The organism is Gottfriedia acidiceleris, assembly GCF_023115465.1.
Lineage (GTDB): Bacteria > Bacillota > Bacilli > Bacillales > Bacillaceae_G > Gottfriedia > Gottfriedia acidiceleris_B.
Map to the genome: position 1 here is coordinate 1,708,826 of NZ_CP096034.1, position 24,290 is coordinate 1,733,115.

Below are 24,290 nucleotides of genomic sequence, written 5' to 3' on the forward strand. Positions count from 1 at the left end.
AATCTTGGAGGAGAAGTCGTATTTATGGTTTGAAAATTAAAAAGGATGTCTCAAAAGTTAGAAATTAAAACTTAAGGGACATCCTTTTTAATTAAATATTATTAACAGTTTCCATCAATGTCGCAGCTTAATGAAGACTGCTCAACAAGTTTTTGGTTGTTTAATGCTTGAATAAATGCTTCTTTACTTTGAACACCTTGTAAAACTTGATCACCAATTATAAAAGTTGGTACTGCGTTAATAAAATTAGGATTTTGGATTGATGTGTCATACTTTGTGTTTGAAACAGCTTCTATGAATTGAGAACGGTTTAAGCCAAGTTTTTCAGCGATATTTGCCAGTACGTTTACATCACCAATTTCTTTGCCTTCTGTCCAAAAGTCTGTTAAAACTGCTTGAGCATATTCAGCACCTTTTCCATTTTCTTGTGCGAATAAAAAGCCTCTATGAGCTTTTTTAGTTGAAGGATGAGGATCCATAGTTGGTAAAATCATCTCTACACCAAGTTTTTGTGCGAGTGGTTGAACACCGAATTTCCATCCTTGTTGTATATAAGAACTATTTGGACTTAAAGGCTCAGCTCCCTCAGGTCTTAATTGGAATGGTTTCCATTCAAGCTCTACGTCGCTAACTTCTTTCATAGCGTCCTCAAGTGGTTTTTTTCCTAAATAGCAAAACGGACATACATAGTCCGAATAAATTGTAACTTTCATTATGAAACCTCCTAAATCAATTAAGGAAAGTATAAACAAAATTAGAGCTAAATCTCAATTTATTAGCTTCGAATTACGAAATTTTTTAGGGAAAAACTGTTCTAAGTAAAAAAGAAATAGAACATGAGCGCTCTATTTCTTTAAATCATTGGTTGATTGATCACCAGGTGGTGGATTCGTTCCGGTTCTATGAGTGTTTAGATCAACAAATGCGTTTAAAAAATATTTTCTTCTTAAAAGTAAAACAGATAGTAGTAATAGACCACAGATTGATGTGAAAATCATACCAGTAAGTAATCCACCTATATACATGAAAGTATCCATTTGTGATGTAAATAGTGACCAAACTAAAATAGAAAGGATTCCGTCTGCTAAAACAATGGCAAGCGATACTACTAAATACTGTAAAAATTGTCCAGTTTCTTTTGTTTTCTTTGAAGCATACCTATACCCAATTGGTACCGATAAAAAGATGATAAAACAGTAGAAGAGTAATATGAAATCTCGGATTGACATAGTATCACACCTAACTTTTTTTGTTGGTACTATACTATATGCAGAATATTCATATAATTGGACAAGATTTTTTTATTTACCAATTTTTACTTTTTTCTTTTTAATTTCAGCTTTTTCAGGCTTTGTAGGAGAGAAGTTATCAAAATCTTTTTTTGTTTCTGGTACTTCGATATGTCCTGTTCTTATATTTGCTTTATATAAATCAACTTGTTCTTTAGTGTCTTTATTTAAATTCTTATCTGTTTTTGCAAGGTCAACGCCATTTTCTTTTATGCCCCATCTCAAAATGCGTCCACCTTGAAAGTTCCCTTTTAATTTCTTTGATATTACCTCATCTACGCCTTTATCAATTCGTTTAATAGCAGAGGTTAGGGTGACATTTTCTGGTAATCCTTGTTTATATTGATCTCGGTCAACACCAATTACCCAAACCTTTTTACCATTTTTCTTTAATTTTTTAGCTTCAGTAAATACACCTAAGCCTGTTTTTCCTGCTACTTGGAAAATTATATCTACACCTTTATCATTGTATAGGGACTTTGCTAATTTACTTCCCTCTGCAGGTTTATCGTATGAATTTGCAAATTCGGTCAATACTTTAATTTTTGGATCGACGGACATAACACCTGCTTTAAATCCGTATTCAAACCTTTTTATAAATGGATCTTTTGTACCACCGATAAATCCAATCTTATGCGTTTTAGTGTTCATTGCTGCTGCAATACCAGCGAGGAATGCAGATTGCTCTTCACGATAGGTAACGCTTACGACATTTGGTTTTTCAACAATCCCATCAATTATGACAAAGTCAGATTTTTTTTCTTTACTCGCAACTTCAGAGATGGCTTTTTGAAATGAATAGCCTATTCCAAATGTTAAATCATATTTTTTCTTTGAATATTTCATTAATTCTTTTTTTGCTGCTTTGTCTGTTGGGGCATCAGTTTTTACATAATTTTTATTTTCCTTCCAACCATGTTTCTTTCCAGTTTTTATTATTCCATCCCAAACTGCTTGGTTAAATCCTTTATCGTGAATTTCAGTTTTACCCATAACAATTCCAATTTTAAAATCATTTTCTGTTTCTTTCTCCGATGCACTTATATTATTATTTCGATTAGTACAACTAGTTAAAGTAAGGCTAGCAATTAGTGAGACAGTGGCGATTTGGAAAAAACGTCTTCGCATTGTTTTCCTCCATATAATATATTTAAAAAACTAAGCTCTATTGTGTAAATTTCCCAATCAATTCATAAATCATTCTTTAAAGTGTTGGCAATTTAATATACAAGTGGTACTGTAACAATTAGAAATGATTAAGATGGAGGCATTAACGTGAAGCTTGTATTTTTAGGAACGGGAGCAGGAATGCCATCAAAAGGTAGGAATGTAACAAGTATTGCATTACAACTTTTAGAGGAAAGAGGTGCGACTTGGCTTTTCGATTGTGGTGAAGCAACACAACACCAAATTTTACATACGTCAATTCGGCCACGACGAATAGAGAAAATTTTTATTACTCATTGCCATGGCGATCATATCTTTGGATTGCCTGGATTATTAAGCAGTAGAACTTTCTTAGGTGGAGAAGATTTATTAACAATTTATGGACCTAAAGGGTTAAAGGATTATGTAGAGACTAGCTTCAAAATTAGTGGTACTTATTTGAAATATCCGATTCATTATGTTGAAACTTCTGAAGGTATCGTTTTTGAAGATGACCAATTTATTGTTCAAGCAGTAGAACTTGAACATGGAATTCAATCATTTGGTTATCAAATTATTGAAAAGGATTTACCTGGGGAATTGAACGTAGAGGAATTAAAGAAAATTGGTGTAAAACCAGGGCCAGTTTATAAATTCCTAAAAGAAGGGAAAACAGTAACGTTAGAGGATGGAAGAATTTTAAATGGTAAGGATTTTATTGGACCTTCAAAAAAAGGTCGACGCATAGCAATAGCAGGGGATACTCGTATAACTGATAAAAGTAATTTGCTTGCAAGAGGTATGGATGTATTAGTTCATGAATCAACCTTTGCAGACGATGAAACAACTCATGCATATGATTATTTCCATACAACAAGTACGCAAATTGCAAATGTTGCTAAATGTGAAGGAATTAAAACTCTTTATTTAACGCATATAAGTGCAAGATATCAAGGGGAAGCTTCAAAAAAATTAGTAGATGAAGCACGTGAAATCTTTGACCATACATATATAGCAAATGATTTTGATGAATACGAAATCACAAGAAACGATTAAATTTTCAGTTAAGATGCAGAGCTTTTAAGAGAAGTGTACATAAAAGAATAGTTTAGAGACATGATATATATATTCTGTGTAAAAGGAAGGTCATGGCTTTGAAACAGTTAAAAGTTATCCTTTTATTTATTTTTAGTTTCCAATTTATTGTTTACAGTTCTATTAATGCATCAGCTGAGAGTAAAAATCGATATTACTACGAAAAGCAAGGTACTGCTATTTGGGAGGTACCTGTAAAAGAGAAAGTAATAGCAATTACATTTGATGATGGGCCGAATGATGAATATACCCCAGAAGTTTTAGATTTATTAAAGAAGTATAATGCGAAGGCAACATTTTTTTTAGTCGGTGAGAGAGTTGCAAAATTTCCTGAAGTTGTAATGAGAGAAATAAAAGAAGGGCATGAAGTTGCAAATCATACATATACGCATGCTAGACTTCAGTATTTATCTGATGAACAAATAAGAGATCAATTACATAAAACTCATGATGCAATTATAGCTGCAACACATGTCGAACCAGTTTTATTTAGACCACCATTTGGTTACTATAGTGAGCGTTCGATAAATACTGTGCATGATCTTGGCTATTTAACCGTTATGTGGTCCTGGCATCAAGATACATTTGATTGGCAAAATCCTGGAGTATATAAAATCGTATCAAATGTATTAAAAGATACTAGAAAAGGAGATATTGTTCTTTTTCATGATCACGGAGGGGACCGTAGTCAAACTATCGAGGCACTGAAACAAATCTTACCAGCTCTTCAAAAGCAAGGCTATCAGTTTGTAACGGTATCACAATTATTACAATTAAAAGCAGGAGTTAAACTTCCTAATTTTTAGTCAAAACCAGATCAATGGATTATTCAAATTGATCTGGTTTTTTGTTTGTCTTGCTCTTCTACTTCTTAAGTCTGATATAAAACCATTCCTCAGGCCATTATTCCGACATAAAAACTTGTATAAGATAAGAGTATAAGTTGAAAGGAGGCGACGAGGTCATGAAGAAGTTCTTAACTTTTATCCTCGTACTAATATTAATTGGAGTTGCTTTATCGAATTTAGGTGGCTTGATTACTTTAGCACTTGGGTTAGTAATCACATATTTCAGTTTTAAAAAGTTTATAAAAACAGATTCGATATTAATGAAAATCATCTGGACAATTATTGGATTAATCGGATTATCGATTGCAATAAGTGGTCTTCCTTCTTTAATAGGTGCAGCAGCAGCAATTTTGCTTTATTACCTATATAAAGATTATAAAAATCAAAAAAAACTTAAAGATGATGAATTTAATATTTATGATGAAAATTTCAACCCTATAAAATAAGAGGAGTGTATGACTATGAAAAACTTATTTACTCGTATTAAAAATCAAATCTCAGCTGATTTACATGGCTTACTAGATGAGAAAGAACAACAAAATCCGATCTCACAATTAAATTACTTCATTAAACAATCTGAAAGTGAATTAGGAAAAGTAAGAGGATTACTTGAAAGACATTACTCATTACGTACGAAATTCCAGGTCGAACGTGAAGGAGCACTTCAAATGGTGCAAAAACGTGAAGAGCAATTAAAGGTTGCAAATGAAGCTGGTGCAGAAGATTTAATCAAACGTGCAACTGAAGACCTAGCTTTTTATAAAGAACAAGCTGAAAAATTTGTTACATTAATCGCTAAAACAGAAGAAGAAATTAGCTTTATGCATGAGCAAGTTAATCAAATTGAAAAAAAGTTAAAAGAGCTTCATACGAAAAAATATGACTTAATGTCTCGTCAAAACATGGCTCACGCGACAAAAAAAATAAATGAAACGCACCATTTACTTAATAGTAAAATGCCATCAATTGACTTCAACTACTTTGAAAAACAAATTCGTGATTTAGAGCTAAGAGTTCGTTCAGAATTTGATCTTCAATCATTTGATTACAAAATTGATTTATTAAAAAAAGAACTGACAAATAAAGTAAAGCAAGAAGCATAAGTTTTCGAGAAGAAGAGATCACCTATCTCTTCTTTTTTTTATTTAAGTTCCTCATGTACCTGTTATGAGGAAGTAAATTAGGGGAAAAGCACTTTAAGTACCTCACCCAATTTTTTGTCTTTTTTTTGATTATTTTGGAATAAATTTCTCTTTTAAAAATATAGATATGATGTTGACTTTAAATAGTATTGTAAAATTATTTGAAAATTTTGAATTAGTTTATGAAACAAAAAAGGTACATTTTGAGAAAGGGCGAATTAATTATGAAAGGCTTCGAGAGCGTTTAAAAGACATTGTTATTAATTAACGTAAGATCCGTAAGTTACCACATAATTAAACAACAAAAGATCCTACATTTAGGAGCGTATAAGGAGGTTTTTATAGTTACAATCTTTGGGATGAGGGGCTTGAAGCGAATCTATTTAGGTTAACGGTGCTTTTAATCAAATCATGCAACTTGATGGAGTTTTTATATTTGTATATGTGTTTTTAAGAGAGAAAAAATAAGAATGATTAGTAAAATAAATTTTGAAAGTAGGGTTATTATTGAGAATTAAAGGTAATATCGTAAAAAAACATGATGTAGTTCATTGTATGGTTTCAACTGAAGCGCAGTTTGCATGGGATCTTTTAAAGAAAACAAAATATCGATGTATTCCAGTTTTAAGTGAAAATGATAAAGAGTATGTTGGAAATCTTTATCGTGTTGATTTAGCTGAGTATTTAGTAGATAACGATTCTTTGCAAGGTAAGACAGTAAATGATTTTGTACGTAAAGAATGTCCACCAATACAGGAGGATTCACCATTTTTCAAAGTATTCTTTACGATTAAACGTTTTCCATATTTAGCAGTAGTAAATGATCTTAATGAATTTGTAGGAATTTTAACGCATAAAACAGTTTTAGAATTATTAGAAGAAGCGTGGGGAATGAAGGACGGGGGTTATTCATTAACTGTAAGTACGATGGAACATGAAGGTGCCTTAGCAAGATTAGCTAAGCTTGTAAATAAATATTCTAATTTGAAGAGCTGTATTACATTAGATAGTGATTCAGTTTATCGAAGAATTTTAATTACGCTACCACCAACTATTAGTGAAGACGATTATATTAAGTTGAAAAAAGATATTATTAAAAAAGAGTTTCATATTATGCATGAAGAAGTTTCAACAAGTCATGCTACTCAAAAATGATTAAAAAGAAGAGCAAAGGAATCATTTTACAGTCCCTTGCTCTTTTATTTATTAATCTTAATTTTAATATGATTTGTAAATTTTGTGGCTAGTTTTATAGGCTTGGAATTAGTTAAACCCTTAATTTAGCTTTTTATGTACTTCATGATTTGATTCTTTATTTTTCTTTAATGAATCGAATTTTAATAGTAGGAGAGTTGATACTTTTTGAGGGTAGTTCAGTGGTTTGCCTTTTGCTTCTACCATTGTATTACCAACAACATAACTGATTGTTAGAAAGCCAACAATTAAAACTAGTGTAACGATTAAAGCAATTGTGATGAGAATACGCTTAATACTTGCTCGTAATACTCTACTGTTTGTTATTTTCATCAGAAAACTCTCCCCCTTAGGACAACACAGTTACCTGTATCATTTTATTACCTAAAGAAGAGAGTCATGACAAGCTGATTAAATTTTATTAATTTTTTCATATTCCTCTTGGATCTCACGTGATCGAACAGTTGCTTCAATAAAGCAATTTAAAAATGAATTAGCAACTTCACGGTCTTCAAGAACAGATATTCCAGCTTGAGTAGTGCCATTTGGGCTTGTAACTTTCTTCCTCAATGTCAATGGAGATTTATTCGTTTCTTGAAGCATTGAAATCGAACCCATTAAAGTTTGTTGAATAAATGGCTTGGCAATATCTCGATGGATCCCTAGTGCCATTGCAGCTCGTTCAAATTGTTCGATGACATAATATATATAAGCTGGACCACTACCAAATAATCCAGTCATTGCATGTAATTCGTCTTCTTCGACTTTAGCAACAATACCGACACGCTCAAATAATCTTTTTGCTATTTGCACTTTTTCAAAAGGAACTTCATCTGGATAAGCAAGTGCTGTAGCAGATTTTCTAACGAGTGAAGACGTAGTTGGCATTGCACGAACAATATCCAGATTTTCATTTCCAAGTAACTGTTTAATTGTACTGATTTTAACACCTGCTACTAAGGAAATAATTAATTGTTTTTCATTGAAAAAACTTTTAATTTGATCAAGAGCGATTGTAACATCTTTAGGTTTCATCGCTAAAAAAACTACACTTGAACCTGAGATTGCTAGCTGACGATTAGTAGTAGCTAATACACCATATTTTGTATGTAAACTATCTAAACGCTCTAAATCCTCCCTATTAGTGATCGCAATTTGATCACTCTCAATATACCCACTATCAATTAATCCTGCAATTAATGCTTCTGCGATACTACCTGCACCAATAAACGCAACTTTTCCTAGAAACATTACATTCACCTCACCACTATTGTAATAGATATTTATATTAGAGAAATAAGTGGTATATTCCTTGTTGACATATTACTTTTATATAATTTTTCAAAAATATTTTTAAATAATTTTTAGTTGAAGTTAAATCTAAAGCAGAAAAGAAGTAATTGGGATATTGTTTATACTTGTAACGACTAGTATCTTTTTTCCGTGTTTCTAGATTCTCATATTACATTAATGTAAAATTATCATCATCTTTGTTTGTATTTTTTTAAATGTATATTAGAATTAACTGTAAGAAGATTCAGATAAGGAGGAATTAACATGATCCCTGAAGATAAGATTCACCAAATTACACTCCCGGTACCTTATGCAATGAATACAGTAAATGTTTTTTTAGTTGAAGGAGATTTATTGACTTTAATTGATACAGGAACGAATACTCCAGATACATTAGATGCACTTAAAGGTGAATTAGATAAAATAGGGTATAAATTAGAAGATATTGAACAAGTTATTTTAACTCATCATCATCCAGACCATGCAGGATTATTAGAAGAGTTCAATGAGGATGTGAAGATTTTAGGCCATGAACGAAATATTCCGTATTTAACTCAGGAACAATCATTCCTAAATTACTATAATGAGTACTTTATCGAAAATGCACTATTATACGGTGTACCACAAGAATATGTTCATAGAATGCCACGTACAACAGAGAAAATGCCATATACTAGTATCCGTTCTTTAACTCATACGATAGATGAAGGCGATCAAATTGATAGTATATTTGGATTGAAAGTATTGTACACACCTGGCCATGCAACTTCTCACATTTCTTTAATTAGTGAGGATGATGGCATTGCATTCGGAGGAGATTTATTATTAGATAAGGTTTCGTCAAACCCAATCATTGAGCCTCCATTAAATGGTGAAACCGAACGTGTAAAGCCATTACTACAATACAATCATTCTTTACAAAGAATAGCAGAACTTCCGATTAAAAAATTATATACTGGACATGGTGACCCAGTTACAGATATTAAAGGATTAGTAAAAAGTAGATTAGAAAAACAAAAGACTAGAGCTGAAAAAGTATATGAAATGATAAAAAAACAACCGTTAACTGCATATGAAGTTTGCCAAATGTTATTTCCAAAGGTGTATCAAAAACAACTTTCACTTACTTTATCTGAAACAATTGGTCAATTAGACTACCTGGAAAACTTAGGTTTTATTAGTTTATATGAACGAAATGATGGTATACTTGAGTATAAAACGAATGAGCATTCAGTCAGTCAATAATAGAGGTGGGAATTTTTGAGGTTAAGTAACCAAACGGTAGTAATAACAGGTGCTTCGAGTGGTCTTGGGAAAGATTTAGCTTTAACTGCAGCAAAACAAGGCGCTAATATCGTCTTAATTGCTAGAAGAGAAACAGAGCTAAAAAACTTAAAGGCAAAAATACAAGAAGATTTTCCAGTTAAATGTCATTATTTTGTTGTAGATGTAACAGATGAAAATGCAGTATACGATGCATTTCATCAAATCGAAGAGCAATTTGATGGAATCGATGTATTAATAAATAATGCAGGGTATGGTCTATTTCAAACAGTTGAACAAATGTCACTTCAAGATATGAAGCAAATGTTTGATGTCAATGTATTTGGGGTCATGATTTGTTCAAAGCTTGCCCTAACGTCTATGAAGCTAAAAGGGAAGGGACATATTATTAATATTGCTTCTTTAGCTGGTAAGATTGCAACTTCGAAGGCTGCAGCATATGCAGGTTCTAAGCATGCAGTACTAGGATTCAGTAATGCATTGAGACAAGAAGTTGAAAAAGACGGTATCTATATTACGAATATAAATCCAGGTCCCATGGATACACCATTTTTTGATATAGCAGACGAGTCAGGATCATACGCAAAATCTGTTCGGAAAATGATGTTAGACCCTGAAAAAGTTGCTTCGAAAGTTATTTCTTTAATAGGAAAAAATGTTCATGAAATCGATCTACCTTCATGGATGGGAGTTGGAGCAAAAGTTTATTCAGTATTCCCTAAAGTAAGTTATTATTTAATGATGAAATTCGGAAATAAAAAATAATAGAAGTTGTAAAAGAGACAGCTTATATAGAAAAGAGAGCTAAGAGAGGAATCTTCTCGAAGCTCTTTTTTTATTTAGGTTTGTTTTTATTATTCAACTAATTGACAGGATAATTTAAATGTATTTCTTCAAAAACTTAACTTTTCCCTTGAATTTTCCTGAGTAAATAAAAAAGAAGTGCATTATTCCTTAAATGGAGTAATGCACTTTTTTATAAATATGTCGCTTTTAAGCGATTAATATCTTCTTTCGGTGGTAGACCAAACAAACGAGAATACTCGCGACTAAATTGAGATGGGCTCTCGTAGCCTACACGGATAGCTGCCTCTATTGCATCTGTTGACTCTGATAATAATATGCGACGAGCTTCTTGTAATCTCAGTTGTTTTTGGTATTGAATAGGGCTCATTGCTGTTAAATCCTTAAAGTGTCTATGTAGCGAAGAAACACTCATATTTGCAATTTCTGCAAGGTCTTCAATTCGAAAAGACTGGTTATAGTTATTCATTATATGGTCAACAACGTCACTGATTTGACTAGTGGAACTACCTTCTACAGCTATTTGCCCAAGAGTTATTCCTTGCTGTCCTTGCAAAAGTCTATAAATGATTTCCTTCGTAATAAGAGGCGCGAGTACAGGTATATCTTTTGGCGTATCAAGCAATCGAGTTAATCTAGTTACCGCATCTAATAAAGATAACTCTATTTTGCTAACATACATGCCTCTTTTAGTATTATTTTTATGAAAAGTAAGTTCAGAATCATTTAATACTTCCAAGATTTGTTTGGGGGTAAATTCAAGTTTAAGTGCTAAATATGGATTTTCTATAGAAGCTTCCGTGACTATTCCGGTAATTGGTAGGTTAACAGAAGCAATTAGGTAATTGGTTGGACTGTATACATAATGCTCTTGTGCCAATACTACTTCTTTTTTACCTTGAACGATAATACACAGTGATGGCCTGTAAACCCCATAATTTGGTCCAGTAACATTAGAATATCGAGAGAAAACTAAATTAGGAATTGCAGTTTGATGAGATCCATCCTGTTTTATATGACTCTCTATATGTTGAATAAGTTCAGTGTTATGTTTATTGAATTGTTCAGACATAAAAACCTCCTGGATACCTATCATTTCTATTTTTATTTTAATACATTTTGTACTGTTACATAAGTGGCTTTTAGAGGATTATGCAATCATTTGATAAGAATTGGATAACGGTATCCCATTCATTTATTGCATAATAAGAATACAAAAAAATATACCCATTGCATAAATTGAAAATTAAATCTTTAAAACAAAACATATCATCTTAGATAAACGACATCGCAGTTAAGCTAACTCTGTTGGTGTTAAAGTGGGTAATTGTTTTTGTTTTCCCTGGATTTGGTCTAATTATGGGGGTTTTTCATTTAGAAAGAATCGTGAGCTCTCAAGTATAGAACAATAATGTTTGAAAGGGATATTCGCTTTTTAGCTCTTACATCATCTTGAATAAAGAAACTATATTTAATTTAAATAAGTAATTTAATCCAATTAATTAGGAAACAGGAGGAATTTATATGCAAAAAGTAATTTTAAACAATGGTGTCGAAATGCCTATTTTAGGATTTGGAGTTTTTCAAATTCAAGATGAAAATGAATGTGAACAAGCTGTTTATGACGCGATTATGGCAGGTTACCGTTTGATTGATACAGCAGCTTCTTATCTAAATGAAGAAGCGGTCGGCAGAGCAATCAAACGAAGTGGAGTACCTAGAGAAGAGCTGTTTATTACAACAAAACTTTGGGTTCAGGATACTGGTTATGAGAGCACAAAGAAGGCATTCTCTAAATCACTGGAAAGGCTACAATTGGATTATTTGGACTTATATTTAATTCATCAGCCATTTGGTGATGTGCACGGTTCTTGGCGCGCTATGGAGGAATTGTATAGTGAAGGAAAAATCAAGGCTATTGGAGTAAGTAACTTCCATCCAGATCGCTTGATTGATTTAATTATTCATAATGAAGTTGTGCCTGCGGTTAACCAAGTTGAAACACATGTTTTCAACCAACAAATAGATAACGCTAAATTCATGGTAGAGAACAATGTTCAGATAGAGTCTTGGGGACCATTTGCTGAAGGGAAAAATAACATGTTTGAAAATGAAGTTTTAGTTTCAATTGCAAAAAAGCACAATAAATCCGTTGCACAGATTGTCTTACGATGGTTAACACAAAGAGGAGTTATTGCGATTCCGAAGTCGGTACGAAAGGAAAGAATCATCGAAAACTTCAATATCTTTGACTTTGATTTAAGCCAAGAGGATATGGACCAAATTGCCAAGTTAGATATGAAAGAGAGTTTATTCTTTTCACATAGAGATCCTGAAATGGTGAAGTGGATAGGTACACGTAAACTTGATATTTAAATGTTACTAAATCTTGTTTTATTATTTGTGAAATATAGTTACATATTCATTTCAAAAACAGCCAGTTAACTTAACTGGCTGTTTTTCTATTTTAACAATTTATGAGGCAGCACTTTTTTTATTTAATGACATGCTAACCTGTTTTTGCGCCTCGTTATTATTTCCAATTTTTCGTCTATACACTTCCTGTAAACCCTAATGTTTTTTCATTAGTCTAACTTCATGCGATTTCAACTATATATATAGTAATGAGATCTAAGTGAAAGATGGTGGGGTAGTATGACTAAAAGAGATTATTTAATAAAACCGCTAGTAGGTGAAAGCTATCCAACAATTGATCGAGGAGAAACTATCTACCTATGGGACAAGCAAGGAAAGAAATATATTGATGGTTCTTCGGGTGCAGTTGCTGCAAGTATTGGTCATGGTGTTAAGGAAATAATTGATGAAATGGTAAAACAGGCCTCTAAAGTGGCGTTTGTTTATAGATCACAGTTTACGAGTGAGGCGACAGAACAATTAGCTGAAAAAATAGCTCAGCTAGCACCTGGAGATTTAAACTGGAGTTTTTTTGTTAATAGTGGTACTGAAGCAACTGAAACGGCTATGAAAATGGCAATACAGCATTTTCAAGAAAGAGGTATTCATACGAAAACGAAGATTATATCAAGGAGCATGAGCTACCATGGTATCACCATCGGATCCTTGTCTATGTCAGGGCATCCTTTAAGGAGGAAACGTTTTACTAGTTTACTTGAGGATTATCCAATGGTTGAAGCGCCGTATTGCAAAAGGTGCCCATTTGAATTAGAACCTAAAAATTGTGGTTTACTTTGTGCAACTGCACTCGATCGTACAATTCAAAAACTAGGTTCTGAGAATGTAGCAGCCTTTATAGCTGAACCTATTGTTGGTGCGGCAGGAGGTGCGTTAACTCCTCCAAATGGATATTATGAAAAAATTAAAGAAATTTGTGATAAACACGATGTGCTACTTATTGCGGACGAAGTAATGACGGGAATAGGTAGAACTGGGGAAATGTTCGGAATGAACCATTGGAATTGTGTGCCCGATTTATTAGTCCTCGGTAAGGGATTGGCGGCTGGTTATACGCCAATTGCTGTAGCAATCGCAAGTGATCGTGTAATGCAGCCAATATTAGAAGGCAGTCGACGTGTTATGAGTGGACATACGTTTAGTGCGAATCCTCTTTCTGCAAGTATAGCTTTAGCCGTTTTAAACTATGTTGAAAAAAATGGATTAGTACAAAATTCTAAAATACAAGGTGAAAAGATTAAATTAAAACTAAAAGAATGGCAGAAAGAGTATCCTTTTCTATTCGATGTCAGGGGAGAAGGACTACTGATCGGTATAGAAATAAATGAAGATTTCTTTATTTGTAAAAGTGTAACAAATCGTGTAATTGAAATTGCAAAAAATCATGGACTATTACTGTATCCATCTGTTAGTGGCCCATATGGAAGATCTGAAAATAGTTTCTTGCTTTCTCCACCTTTAGTCATTACTGATGCGCAAGTAAATGAGCTACTAACTTTATTGAAGGAAGTATTTAATGAGCTAAATCAAGAAGCAAAGGAGATCAAATAATGGCAATAAATACTTTCGGGAAAATCATTCGTATTGAAGAAGCTTTGCTTTATTTTAAAGATGATATGGTGTTGATGTTCGGTGGGTTTGGAGGAATCGGTAACCCACCAACATTAATAAGGAGTATTTTAGAGAAAGGTGTAAAAGATCTTACTCTAATTGGAAATGATACGGGGTTTCCTGATGTTGGAATCGGTCAATTAGTGACGGCTAAAAGGGTCAAAAAAATGATTACAACGCATATTGGATCAAATCCGAATGCTGGAAAGCAAATGACAGATGGTGAGTTAGAAATAGAGTTCAGTCCTCAAGGTACATTTATTGAACGGATACGAGCGGGTGGAGTTGGATTAGGTGGCGTTTTAGTGGATATTGGGATTGATAGTGTAATAGATGTTGATAAACAGAGAGTAAATGTATTTGGGAAAGAGTATTTAGTTGAAACTCCTCTCATTTCAGATGTTTCAATTGTATATGCGAAGAAAGCAGACCCTTTTGGAAATTTAGTATTTGATAAAAGTGCTCGCAATACGAATCCTTATGTAGCAATGGCTGGAAAAATCACAATTGCGGAAGTTGAAGAAATTGTTCCTTTAGGAGCATTAGAACCTGAAGAAATTATTGTACCTGGCGCTTTCGTTAACCACATCGTTCAATCGGAAGGGGTGAATTGGAAGTGGGTTTGGGAAAAATAAATCCAAGGGAAATGATGGCAAAACGTGCAGCAAAAGAAGTAAAGAGCGGTATGATTGTGAATCTAGGGATTGGAATTCCTTCACTGATCCCAAATTACTTACCGGATGATTGCCAAGTAATGTTCCATGCAGAAAATGGCGTGTTAGGTTTAGGGCCTACTCCACAAAAAGGTGAAGAAGACGAAAATTTATGTAATGCTGCAGGTTTACCTGTAACATTAATTCCAGGTTCGAGTTATTTTGATAGTAGCATAGCCTTTGCGATTATTCGAAAAGGTTTATTAGATTTAACAGTACTAGGTGCTCTCGAAGTCAGTAAAAATGGCGATTTAGCAAATTGGATTGTTCCTGGTAAAAGGGTGCCAGGAATTGGGGGAGCAATGGACTTAGCTCAAAAATCAAAAAAAGTAATTGTTTTAATGAACCATACTAATAAAAATGGTGACCCTAAAATAGTCTCTGAATGTACACTTCCTCTTACATCTCCAAATTGCGTAGATTTAATCATTACTGAAATGGCCGTAATTGAAGTTAAAAAAGAAAGTGGAGAGCTTTGGTTAATTGAGGTAATGTCTCCATATGTAGTCAGCGATGTGATTGAGAAAACTGGTGCTCCATTATTTGTGAAACCAAATGTTATTGTTCATCGTTGGGAGTGATCAAGATTGGATTTGAAAGCTAAAATAAATGATTACATTCTTAAGAATAAGAACAGGGCAATTGAATTACTTCAGAATCTTGTTCGTGAAAAAAGTGTTTCAGGAAATGAAGCTACTGCACAAAAAATCGTCTCAGATTATTTACAGAATCTTGGATTAGTGATTGATCGCTTTGAGCCGTCAATTGAAGAATTAACAAAATCTCCCTATTTTATTTCAGAACGAACTTCATTTGAAGACAGTCCGAATATCGTTGCAATTTTAAAGGGCACAGGAAATGGTAGATCGATTATATTAAATGGACATATTGACGTTGTTCCTGAAGGTGAAATAAGTAGTTGGGATCTCCATCCGTTTAGTGGTGCTCTCGTAGAAAATCACTTATATGGTAGAGGAACCACAGATATGAAGGGAGGAAATGTTGCTGCATTATTTGCAATTGAAGCGATTAAAAAATGTAATATTCATCTTAAAGGCGACATCTATTTTGAAAGTGTTATTGAGGAAGAAAGCGGAGGAGCAGGTACGCTAGCAACAATATTACGAGGATACAAAGCAGATGCTGTCCTTATTCCCGAACCAACTAAAATGAAAATATTTCCGAAACAGCAAGGCAGTGTTTGGTTTCGAATAAAAGTAAAAGGTAAAGTTGCTCACGGTGGAACGAGGTATGAAGGTGTTAGTGCCATTGAAAAAAGTATAATGGTTATTAATCATATAAATCAATTAGAAAAAGTTCGAAATACAAGATTACTAGATGATCCACTATACAAAAATGTGCCAATTCCAATTCCAATTAATATCGGAAAAATAAATGGGGGTACTTGGCCCTCCTCTGTTTCAGATTTAGTTACTCTTGAGGGAAGACTAGGTGTTTCACCGAATGAAACAATCGAAGAAGCTAAACTTGAAATTACGAGGTGGCTTAAAACACTCTCATTAATTGATGATTGGTTTATCGAAAATCCGGTTGAGGTTGAATTTTTTGGAGCAAGATGGTTACCAGGTAGTATTGATCTTGGGCATCCATTTATGGAATCTCTGAAGAAATCATTTCAATCTGTTTACAAAAATGAACCGATTATTGAAGCCTCTCCATGGGGTACGGATGGCGGATTATTTTCACAAATAAAACAAATACCTACTATTGTGTTTGGACCAGGGGAAACGAAGGTTGCGCATTATCCAAATGAATACATTGATCTAGATGAATTATTTCGTTGTGCGGAGGTAATTGCCTACACTTTATTAGATTGGTGTGGAGTAGATGAATAATGAAGTATTTTATCAAAATAAGTAGAACACAAATTCAAACAAAGTTCCAAAATATTTTCGCGGAAATAATTTGAGCTTTTATACTAAATAAAATGTAAAAAATCGACGAAACAGAGACATTTGGATTGAAGAGGATGATCTGATTAAACAATCTCTTCTTCAAAAAGAATGGTCGAAAAGGGAGTAAAGCTCTATCATCGATCTAGAAGAGCCTTAGCTTAAATACTAAGGTTCTTTAATTTTGATTTAATACTCTGAAAACATTATTGATGGTGATAATGATAATAGTTATCGGTAAAATGCAGCGAAATATTTTCTTTAAGGAATGCTTATGGAAAAACAAGCCCCCTCTAAAATGAACCATTAAATAGAAAGGTCCGTTACTACATGATGAGTAACGGGCCTTCATTTATGAATAGAAAAGTTAATGATCATTGTTTATTTAAAATTACTAGAAATAATGATAGTTAAAATGGAAATTGGAACACTAAATAGTAAAAAGATAAAGGGAGGATTTATATGCGAAAGATAACTTTATTTTTTCTATGTCTATTTTTGTGGATACAACTGCCAGAAAAAACACATGCTGCAGACAAAATTCCAATTTTAATTTATCATTCCATTGATGAGTTTACTGGACACGGAGTAAGAGACTTGTTTGTCTCTCCAGAGAATTTTGAAAAGCAAATGATCTATTTACGTGATCACGGTTTTTCGCCTTTAACTTTTGAACAATGGGGAGAGCGTAATAACGTAAAGAAACCTGTATTTATTACAATTGATGACGGTTATAAAAACAACTTAAATGTGTTAAAAATCTTTCAAAAATTGAAATCGGATACGTTTACACCAAGAGCAACTATCTTTGCGATATCCGACTATATTGGATGGCCGGATCGTCTTTCTAGCACGGATTTAAAAAAGATGTCTGATACAGGGATGTTTTCAATCCAATCACACACCGCAACCCATCCACATTTAAGGAAGATAGATGATTATAAGCATGAGTTGAAAGATTCCAAAGATAAGATCCAATCAATCACTGGAAAACCTGTGATAGCTCTCTCTTATCCTTATGGTTATCATAATGATAAAGTAATTGAGGAAACAAAAAAGTACTATAAATTTGCAGTAGCGACAGATCCGAAATATTATCTAGAAAAGGGTACAAAGAATGAAGTCTATCTTTTACCTAGAATCTATATTAAGTATGACACTACGATGGATGAATTTGCTAAGATTGTAGAAGGACAGGCTAAGGTAATTGTAAATTTTAGAGAATCTGAGACTATTTATTACGATTGAAATAGGGTTACTCATAAGTCTTTGTACGTTAGACTCTATGAGTAACCTTTTTTATTGATTAATCAGCTTAAAGATATTAGCTTAGTTAAAAGATTATTTTTTCATCAATCATGGGGAAAATTACCTTTTTTTTAACTTTGTCGATAAATAGGAGGTTTGTGAATAGTTTGTCTCATGGTATGATATAGTAAGTGATAGATTAACGAGATAGAAAAGGTGATTAAATGAGAGCAAATCCATCACAAAGACCATCACCTAAAATGAGGTCAGTATGGAGAATTACATCGCTACTTAGCAGTATCTCTTTAGTTGCTTTACCAATTATCTATTATTTTCTTATGAGATATTTTTCACTTCCCTTTTTTATTTTAATGATTATTATAGGTGTCGTTATAGCGTTAATTATTTTTTTAACTTTATTTTTACCTACACTTAAATTGAAATATACCGCATATGAGATTTATGAAAATGAGTTAGAAATTCAAAAAGGAATATTTGTTATTAAACGAATTGTTATTCCTATGGTCAGAGTTCAACACGTTACGACAGAAGTAGGACCACTACTGCGTCGATACGGTTTATCTACAGTGAATATTTCCACGGCTGCCACCACACATGAAATTGAAGGCTTAGAACACCATGTCGCAGAAAAGCTTAGAGATAAAATTATCTACTTAGCAAGGATAAGTGATGACGATGTATGAGCCAAAAAGACAACATCCAGCTTATATACTTACCGTATTTTTAGAGCAAATTAAAAACGTACTTATACCACTTATTATACTTTTAGTTTCAGGTGGTAAAGGGTCAATGTTTCAATATTTATTTGCTGCTGTTCTGATTGTTTTTCCAGTTGCTTCAGCAATCATAAAATGGTATCGATTTACCTACTATATAACTGAAGATGAATTTAGAATTCGTTCGGGATTATTTGTTATCGAAAATACATTTATTCAAAAAGAACGTATTCAGTCTTTTTCAATTAATGCTGGATTTATTCAACAGCTTTTTAATGTGGTGAGCGTACGAATTGAAACAGCTGGTGGGAAAAAAGCTGAAGGTATATTAAATGCAATACCTAAGGAAGTGGCACTTTCATTAAAAAATGAAGTATTAAACTCTAAAAAGAAAAAAGTAGGTTTGGTTGTAGCTGAGGAAAATAGTGTACAAGCAGTACCTTTAGTAGATATAAGTTTAACAATTGAAACAAGAAAACTTTTTTTAGCTGGAATCACTTCCTTTGAAGTTGGAATAGCTTTTGCCGTGTTAGCATCATTATTTTCACAAATCGAGGATTTACTTCCACATAGTATTTATGTGGCAATATATAATCAAATACAAACATTCACTTACATGATGTTTTTTATTGTATTTTTAGGTAGTTTATTACTTTCCCTAATTTTTTCAACCATTCGCTATATATTGAAATTTGCTAACTTTACTGTCCAAAGAAGTGATGATCGAATTATTATTACTAGAGGGTTATTCGAAAAAAATGAATTTACGGTATCGTTAAAACGAATTCAAGGAGTAGTTATAAAAGAAGGGATCATTCGTCAATTATTTGGCTATTCTACAGTCTACGTCGAAGCTGTTGGAATGGGGGATAAGCAGGAACAAGGTAGACATGTTCTACATCCATTTATTAAAACAAAGGATGTCCACTTATTCCTAAAAAATTTTATTCCTTCTATTAATTATGATGAAATATCAAACCGAGCACCAAAAAGAGCTAGAAAAACGTATTATTCAAGAATGATTATTACTTTTTTTCTAATAGCAAGTGGAATTATATTACTTCCATTTGTTCATTTTTGGGCTTATGGGATTGTTTTAATTGGTCTATTTATTGGGGAATTAGGATTTAGAAATGCAGGCTTTACATTATTAGATCGAACTGTGATCATTCAGTCTGGTTATTTCTCAAGAACAACTGCGATTTTACCAAAAGAGCGAATACAAGTATTGATCGGTGAACAAAGTTTCCTTCAAAAAAGAGTGAAACTAAAATCTATTTATATTACGATTCTATCAAGCCAATTTGGTCGTACTTATCAGGTAAGACATTTAGATGAAAAAGACGTAAATCGAATGGTTGGTTGGTTTAGTTAATACCATATTGAACAAGCACAGATCGTTAAGAGAAGACGTGTATACATTCGTGTAAGCATGTCTTTTTTTAACGCTTAAATATATTTTTTCTATTAGGAGGAAAAGAACTTGGGGAAAAGAATATTTGTAGGAATACTCCTCGTAACCGTGTTTGTCACAGTTTTACATACGTTGTGGAATAAACCTGCACCATTAAAGCGTGGAGTGATTGATGATGTTGGCCATCTTCTTCCTACTAAAATTGATCGTATTGTCAAAGGAAAGGAAATAGATCAATTAAAGAAAATTGTAATTGAAGCAAAAAAACAAGGGAAGACAGTTTCAATTGCAGGCGAGCGACATAGTCAAGGGGGTCATACATATTATAAAGATGGTGTGGTGATTGATTTAAAAACATTTAATAAGGTTGAAAAAGTGGATCCTGTTCAAAAGACAGTTATTGTTCAAAGTGGTGCAACATGGGGAGATATACAAAAAGCGATTAATCCTTATCATCTTGCCTTAAAGGTAACTCAGTCACAAGAGATATTCTCAGTAGGTGGTTCATTAAGTGTGAACGCACATGGTCGTGACATTCGGAATCACTCATTAGCTAGTACTGTTAATTGGTTTACATTATTAACACCAGAAGGGAAGGTAATTAAAGTAAGCCGCACAGAGAATAAAGAATTATTCCCGTATGTATTAGGTGGATATGGATTGTTTGGAATTATCTTAGAAGTGGAGTTTCAACTAACAAATAATGAATTATATCGAGTAGAAACAAAAACGATGGACTATAAGAAGTATCCAAATTATTTTAACAAGAACGTTTTAGAAAACCCAAATGCAAGAATGCATATTGCTAGGATTTCTGTAGCACCAGATAGCTTTTTAGATAAGGTTTATGCAATTAATTATATGGCAACATCCCGTAAAATGACCGATTCAGATCAAGAGCTGAAGGAAGATCATTCCGCTTTTTTACCGAAGTTTGCACTAGGTATGTCCAGAACTTCGGACATTGGTAAAAATCTATTTTGGGACTTTCAATATCGTTTTATTCACTCCCTAAACGGGAACTATGAAACTCGTAATAATGTCATGCGTTCTGAAAGTAAGTTTATGGAATTCGATGACCGTCAAGATACACAAGTTTTACAGGAATTTTTTGTACCTGTAAATGAATTTGTTCGTTATATTGATGATGTTAGAGAATATTTACAATATGAAAATTTAAATATATTAAATATTACGATTCGATACGTTGAAAAAGATGATGAAACAGTCATGAATTATGCGAAAGATGATATGTTTGCTTTCGTTGTTTTAATTCAACATGGAAAGGATAATGATTCTGTTCGATATGCAAAAGAAGTAATTCAAAAGTGGACTGATTTAACTTTGGAGCATAGAGGAACTTATTATTTACCTTATTATCCATATCAGTCTAAGCAACAAATGGTATCAGCATATCCAAAAGCGCAAGATTTTTTCAATAAGAAAAGAGAGTTTGATCCAAATAGTGTATTTATGAATACTTTTTATGAAAATTATGGGGAGTAATCCTATGAACCGTTTTTTAATCGCATTACTTAGTATTATTGGATTTAGTAGCTCTTTAGTATTTCCATATTATGTCCTATTCTTAAGGAATATTGGAGATGCGTATGACGTATTTAGTTTATTATATGGACTTTTTTCATTAAGTTTAAGTGTAGTTGTATACTTTGGTGGACGATTCGTTGACCGGGTTTCACCATTTTTATTAATGATATTCCATTCATTATTTTGTTGTTTATTGTTTTTTTCACTGCCTTTGATTGATAATATAAAGATTGTTTATATTGGGCAAGTTTTATTTGGAGGATTTACTGCGTTATTCAAGATTGCTGAAAAGAAATTATTTATGAACGCTTCTTCTGATTTTTATAGAAGTTACTTATTTTGGACTTCTTTTGTAACAGCTATCTGTATTATTGGTGTCGGAACTTTACTTGAATCAATTGACATTCAATTTATGTTTCATTTAGCGGCTTGGCTTTTCTTAATAAGTGCACTTGGGCTTTGTTATAAAATGATAATCAGCAAGGGGCAGACTGCTCCTAAGTAATTAAGTTTATTATTTAAATTCAAAATAACGCAACAATGTTTTGTTTTTGTAGATTATTTTTGTGACTTACGTTGTTATATTCCTTTTGATACAATAAAGTTATTGAATACCATGGTTTAAGTATAAAATACTGTTATTAATAAAAATGAAATAATAAATTTAAATTTATATATTGTTTAAGTAACGAAACAATGTTATATTAACTTTAAATTAATTAAAGTATTTATGGAGACATTCATTACTTTATGTGAAGTTAAATTGTATGGAAGGAATGATTATATATTATGAGACATGAGGAAGCTGTAGGGATTTTTTATGCTGCTTTTGTAATTTTAGGATTAACGATTGGTTTAGGTGTAGGTTATTTTACATCACATTTAATCGTAGGAGGATTTATTGGTTTTGGAATTGGAATAGGTTTAGGTCTATTCAGTAATGCTATTTTATACATTAATAGAGACTGATTTTAACTACTGTTGGTCAGTCAGTTACTTAAGTTAGACCATGTATACAGTATTGATATGATATTTTAGCTTGAAATGTAAAAGGAGAGATAGTTATGCAAAAAAGGGAAACAAAACTGGTTCCTGTTATGATTGCGTTATTACTTGGGATATTTTTCGCTTCCCTTGATAACACAATCGTTTCTACGGCGATGCCTACAATTTTAAAAGATTTAGGTGGCTATGATAAATTTGTTTGGGTAACATCAGCTTACTTAGTTACAGAAATGGCTGGGATGCCAATTTTCGGTAAACTTTCGGATATGTACGGTAGAAAAAGATTTTTTATGTTAGGAATTATTTTATTCATTTTAGGTTCAATTCTTTGTGGAACAGCAAATTCTATTATTCAACTAAGTATTTACCGTGCAATCCAAGGTATTGGCGGAAGTGCTTTAATGCCAATTGCTTTTTCAATTATTTGGGATGTGTTTCCTGTTGAAAAGCGTGGTAAAATGAGTGGTATTTTTGGTGCCGTTTTTGGATTATCAAGCGTTCTTGGACCATTAATTGGTGCTTATATAACAGATTATATTAACTGGAGATATATTTTCTATATAAATATTCCTTTTGGACTTTTAACACTTGGACTAATTAGTTATTTTTATATTGAGTCAAAAAACCACACAAAGCAACAAATCGACTGGTGGGGTGCAACAACTTTTGTAATTAGTATCGTCTGTTTAATGTTTGCACTTGAATTAGGTGGAAAAGAATACGCTTGGGAATCAGTTCAAATTCTAGGATTATTTGCTGGTTTTGCTGTTTTCCTTATTATCTTTTTATTCATTGAACGTAAAGCAGCTGAACCGATTATTTCGTTTAGTATGTTTAAATATCGTCTGTTTGCTGCTAGTAACTTTGTTGGATTATTTTATGGAGCGGCATTCATCGCTGCAACAATTTACATTCCGATCTTTATCCAGTTTGTTCAAGGGGGAACAGCTACAAATTCTGGTTTAGTCTTATTACCAATGATGGTAAGTGTTAGTATTTCTGCTTCATTTGGTGGTGCTTTAGCGAATAAAACTAGTTATCGTAATATTATGGTCGGATCAGTTGTGCTTCTGTTAGCAGGTATTATTTGCCTAGGTACGTTAACTCCTGATACGACAAAATTCCAAGTGATCATTTATATGGTCATCGTTGGCCTAGGTGTAGGGGCATCATTCTCAGTACTTGGTATGTCTGCGATGCATCATTTTGATAATGAAAATCGTGGTTCAGCGAGTTCAACTAACGCATTCCTTCGTGCTTTAGGAATGACGGTTGGTATTACTGTTTTTGGTGTTATTCAACGAAATGTATTTACTGATAAAATTGCTGATGCATTTGCAAAAAGTGGCGCACCACAGGATTTTTCGAATATTAATCAAGCCTTTACTCCTGAAGCTGCCAAATTGATTCCAGCACCGATCCTGACAAAAATTACTGATGTGTTTTCAACTTCAATTGCTCATACATTCCTTTGGACATTAGTTCCTGTAGGATTAGCGTTGATTTCAATTTTCTTAATGGGTAACGAGCGTTTATCAGATAAAGAAATGGCTAAGAGCAATGCGTCATAAAT

Annotated in this window: 25 protein-coding genes; 19 read left to right on the plus strand and 6 right to left on the minus strand. The window is 32.8% G+C overall.

What is annotated here, in order from left to right:
• Positions 1–101 precede the first annotated feature (101 nt).
• The 3 genes from MY490_RS08175 to MY490_RS08185 all read right to left on the minus strand — a co-directional run bounded on the left by MY490_RS08175 (position 102) and on the right by MY490_RS08185 (position 2,417).
• On the minus strand, positions 102–713 hold the full coding sequence (locus MY490_RS08175; protein ID WP_248268765.1) for a DsbA family oxidoreductase: 612 nt from the start codon (positions 711–713) through the stop codon (positions 102–104).
• A gap of 132 nt (positions 714–845) precedes the next feature.
• Positions 846–1,229, minus strand: coding sequence for a hypothetical protein (locus MY490_RS08180; protein WP_248268766.1), 384 nt, complete (start codon positions 1,227–1,229; stop codon positions 846–848).
• Positions 1,230–1,301: 72 nt separating this feature from the next.
• Positions 1,302–2,417 carry a BMP family lipoprotein gene (locus MY490_RS08185; RefSeq protein ID WP_248268767.1) on the minus strand — a complete coding sequence of 372 codons (1,116 nt, stop codon included), beginning with the start codon at positions 2,415–2,417 and terminating at the stop codon, positions 1,302–1,304.
• Positions 2,418–2,564: 147 nt separating this feature from the next.
• On the opposite strand from MY490_RS08185, the gene rnz reads away from it, so the two are divergent.
• From rnz to cbpA, 5 genes are all read left to right on the plus strand, one after another.
• A complete protein-coding gene (rnz, locus tag MY490_RS08190) occupies positions 2,565–3,491 on the plus strand; it encodes a ribonuclease Z (protein WP_248268768.1) in 927 nt (308 codons plus the stop codon).
• A 92-nt stretch (positions 3,492–3,583) separates the two neighbouring features.
• A complete protein-coding gene (locus MY490_RS08195; RefSeq protein ID WP_432707044.1) occupies positions 3,584–4,336 on the plus strand; it encodes a polysaccharide deacetylase family protein in 753 nt (250 codons plus the stop codon).
• Positions 4,337–4,494: 158 nt separating this feature from the next.
• A complete protein-coding gene (locus MY490_RS08200; RefSeq protein ID WP_248268770.1) occupies positions 4,495–4,824 on the plus strand; it encodes a lmo0954 family membrane protein in 330 nt (109 codons plus the stop codon).
• Positions 4,825–4,839: 15 nt separating this feature from the next.
• Positions 4,840–5,481 carry a PspA/IM30 family protein gene (locus MY490_RS08205; protein ID WP_049819743.1) on the plus strand — a complete coding sequence of 214 codons (642 nt, stop codon included), beginning with the start codon at positions 4,840–4,842 and terminating at the stop codon, positions 5,479–5,481.
• 546 nt (positions 5,482–6,027) lie between these two features.
• Positions 6,028–6,675 carry a cyclic di-AMP binding protein CbpA gene (cbpA, locus tag MY490_RS08210; protein ID WP_248268771.1) on the plus strand — a complete coding sequence of 216 codons (648 nt, stop codon included), beginning with the start codon at positions 6,028–6,030 and terminating at the stop codon, positions 6,673–6,675.
• Positions 6,676–6,795: 120 nt separating this feature from the next.
• Here cbpA and MY490_RS08215 read toward each other — a convergent pair whose 3' ends face one another.
• Both MY490_RS08215 and proC read right to left on the minus strand, forming a co-directional pair.
• Complete coding sequence (locus MY490_RS08215) at positions 6,796–7,047, minus strand: hypothetical protein (protein WP_248268772.1); 252 nt, start codon at positions 7,045–7,047, stop codon at positions 6,796–6,798.
• A 78-nt stretch (positions 7,048–7,125) separates the two neighbouring features.
• Positions 7,126–7,965: a pyrroline-5-carboxylate reductase gene (proC, locus tag MY490_RS08220; protein WP_248268773.1), complete on the minus strand. Its 840-nt coding sequence runs from the start codon at positions 7,963–7,965 to the stop codon at positions 7,126–7,128.
• Between the two features lie 306 nt (positions 7,966–8,271).
• On the opposite strand from proC, the gene MY490_RS08225 reads away from it, so the two are divergent.
• Positions 8,272–9,252 (plus strand): MBL fold metallo-hydrolase, encoded by a 981-nt coding sequence (locus tag MY490_RS08225; protein WP_248268774.1) that lies wholly within the window; start codon positions 8,272–8,274, stop codon positions 9,250–9,252.
• Positions 9,253–9,267: 15 nt separating this feature from the next.
• On the plus strand, positions 9,268–10,056 hold the full coding sequence (locus MY490_RS08230) for an SDR family NAD(P)-dependent oxidoreductase (protein WP_248268775.1): 789 nt from the start codon (positions 9,268–9,270) through the stop codon (positions 10,054–10,056).
• Positions 10,057–10,267: 211 nt separating this feature from the next.
• Here the strand turns inward: MY490_RS08230 and MY490_RS08235 are convergent, their stop codons facing one another.
• A complete protein-coding gene (locus MY490_RS08235; RefSeq protein WP_248268776.1) occupies positions 10,268–11,167 on the minus strand; it encodes an AraC family transcriptional regulator in 900 nt (299 codons plus the stop codon).
• A gap of 452 nt (positions 11,168–11,619) precedes the next feature.
• Here MY490_RS08235 and MY490_RS08240 point away from each other — a divergent pair, with 452 nt between their 5' ends.
• From MY490_RS08240 to MY490_RS08295, 12 genes are all read left to right on the plus strand, one after another.
• On the plus strand, positions 11,620–12,471 hold the full coding sequence (locus MY490_RS08240; protein WP_248268777.1) for an aldo/keto reductase: 852 nt from the start codon (positions 11,620–11,622) through the stop codon (positions 12,469–12,471).
• A 279-nt stretch (positions 12,472–12,750) separates the two neighbouring features.
• Complete coding sequence (locus tag MY490_RS08245) at positions 12,751–14,079, plus strand: aspartate aminotransferase family protein (RefSeq protein ID WP_248268778.1); 1,329 nt, start codon at positions 12,751–12,753, stop codon at positions 14,077–14,079.
• A 65-nt stretch (positions 14,080–14,144) separates the two neighbouring features.
• Positions 14,145–14,774 carry a CoA transferase subunit A gene (locus MY490_RS08250; protein WP_248269341.1) on the plus strand — a complete coding sequence of 210 codons (630 nt, stop codon included), beginning with the start codon at positions 14,145–14,147 and terminating at the stop codon, positions 14,772–14,774.
• Positions 14,775–14,785: 11 nt separating this feature from the next.
• The gene (locus MY490_RS08255) at positions 14,786–15,433 is read left to right on the plus strand and encodes a 3-oxoacid CoA-transferase subunit B (protein ID WP_432707067.1); all 648 of its coding nucleotides are present in this window, start codon (positions 14,786–14,788) and stop codon (positions 15,431–15,433) included.
• A 6-nt stretch (positions 15,434–15,439) separates the two neighbouring features.
• Positions 15,440–16,708: a peptidase gene (locus tag MY490_RS08260; protein WP_248268779.1), complete on the plus strand. Its 1,269-nt coding sequence runs from the start codon at positions 15,440–15,442 to the stop codon at positions 16,706–16,708.
• A gap of 519 nt (positions 16,709–17,227) precedes the next feature.
• Positions 17,228–18,013 (plus strand): polysaccharide deacetylase family protein, encoded by a 786-nt coding sequence (locus MY490_RS08265; RefSeq protein ID WP_248268780.1) that lies wholly within the window; start codon positions 17,228–17,230, stop codon positions 18,011–18,013.
• 224 nt (positions 18,014–18,237) lie between these two features.
• Complete coding sequence (locus MY490_RS08270; RefSeq protein WP_098232638.1) at positions 18,238–18,717, plus strand: PH domain-containing protein; 480 nt, start codon at positions 18,238–18,240, stop codon at positions 18,715–18,717.
• The gene (locus tag MY490_RS08275) at positions 18,710–20,125 is read left to right on the plus strand and encodes a PH domain-containing protein (RefSeq protein WP_248268781.1); all 1,416 of its coding nucleotides are present in this window, start codon (positions 18,710–18,712) and stop codon (positions 20,123–20,125) included. The genes MY490_RS08270 and MY490_RS08275 overlap by 8 nt, the downstream gene beginning before the upstream one ends.
• 108 nt (positions 20,126–20,233) lie before the next feature.
• Positions 20,234–21,670 (plus strand): FAD-binding oxidoreductase, encoded by a 1,437-nt coding sequence (locus tag MY490_RS08280; RefSeq protein WP_248268782.1) that lies wholly within the window; start codon positions 20,234–20,236, stop codon positions 21,668–21,670.
• Between the two features lie 4 nt (positions 21,671–21,674).
• A complete protein-coding gene (locus MY490_RS08285; RefSeq protein ID WP_248268783.1) occupies positions 21,675–22,217 on the plus strand; it encodes an MFS transporter in 543 nt (180 codons plus the stop codon).
• 284 nt (positions 22,218–22,501) lie between these two features.
• The gene (locus MY490_RS08290; RefSeq protein WP_248268784.1) at positions 22,502–22,681 is read left to right on the plus strand and encodes a hypothetical protein; all 180 of its coding nucleotides are present in this window, start codon (positions 22,502–22,504) and stop codon (positions 22,679–22,681) included.
• 95 nt (positions 22,682–22,776) lie between these two features.
• Positions 22,777–24,288, plus strand: a complete 1,512-nt coding sequence (locus MY490_RS08295; protein ID WP_248268785.1) for an MDR family MFS transporter — start codon at positions 22,777–22,779, stop codon at positions 24,286–24,288.
• Positions 24,289–24,290: the final 2 nt, after the last annotated feature.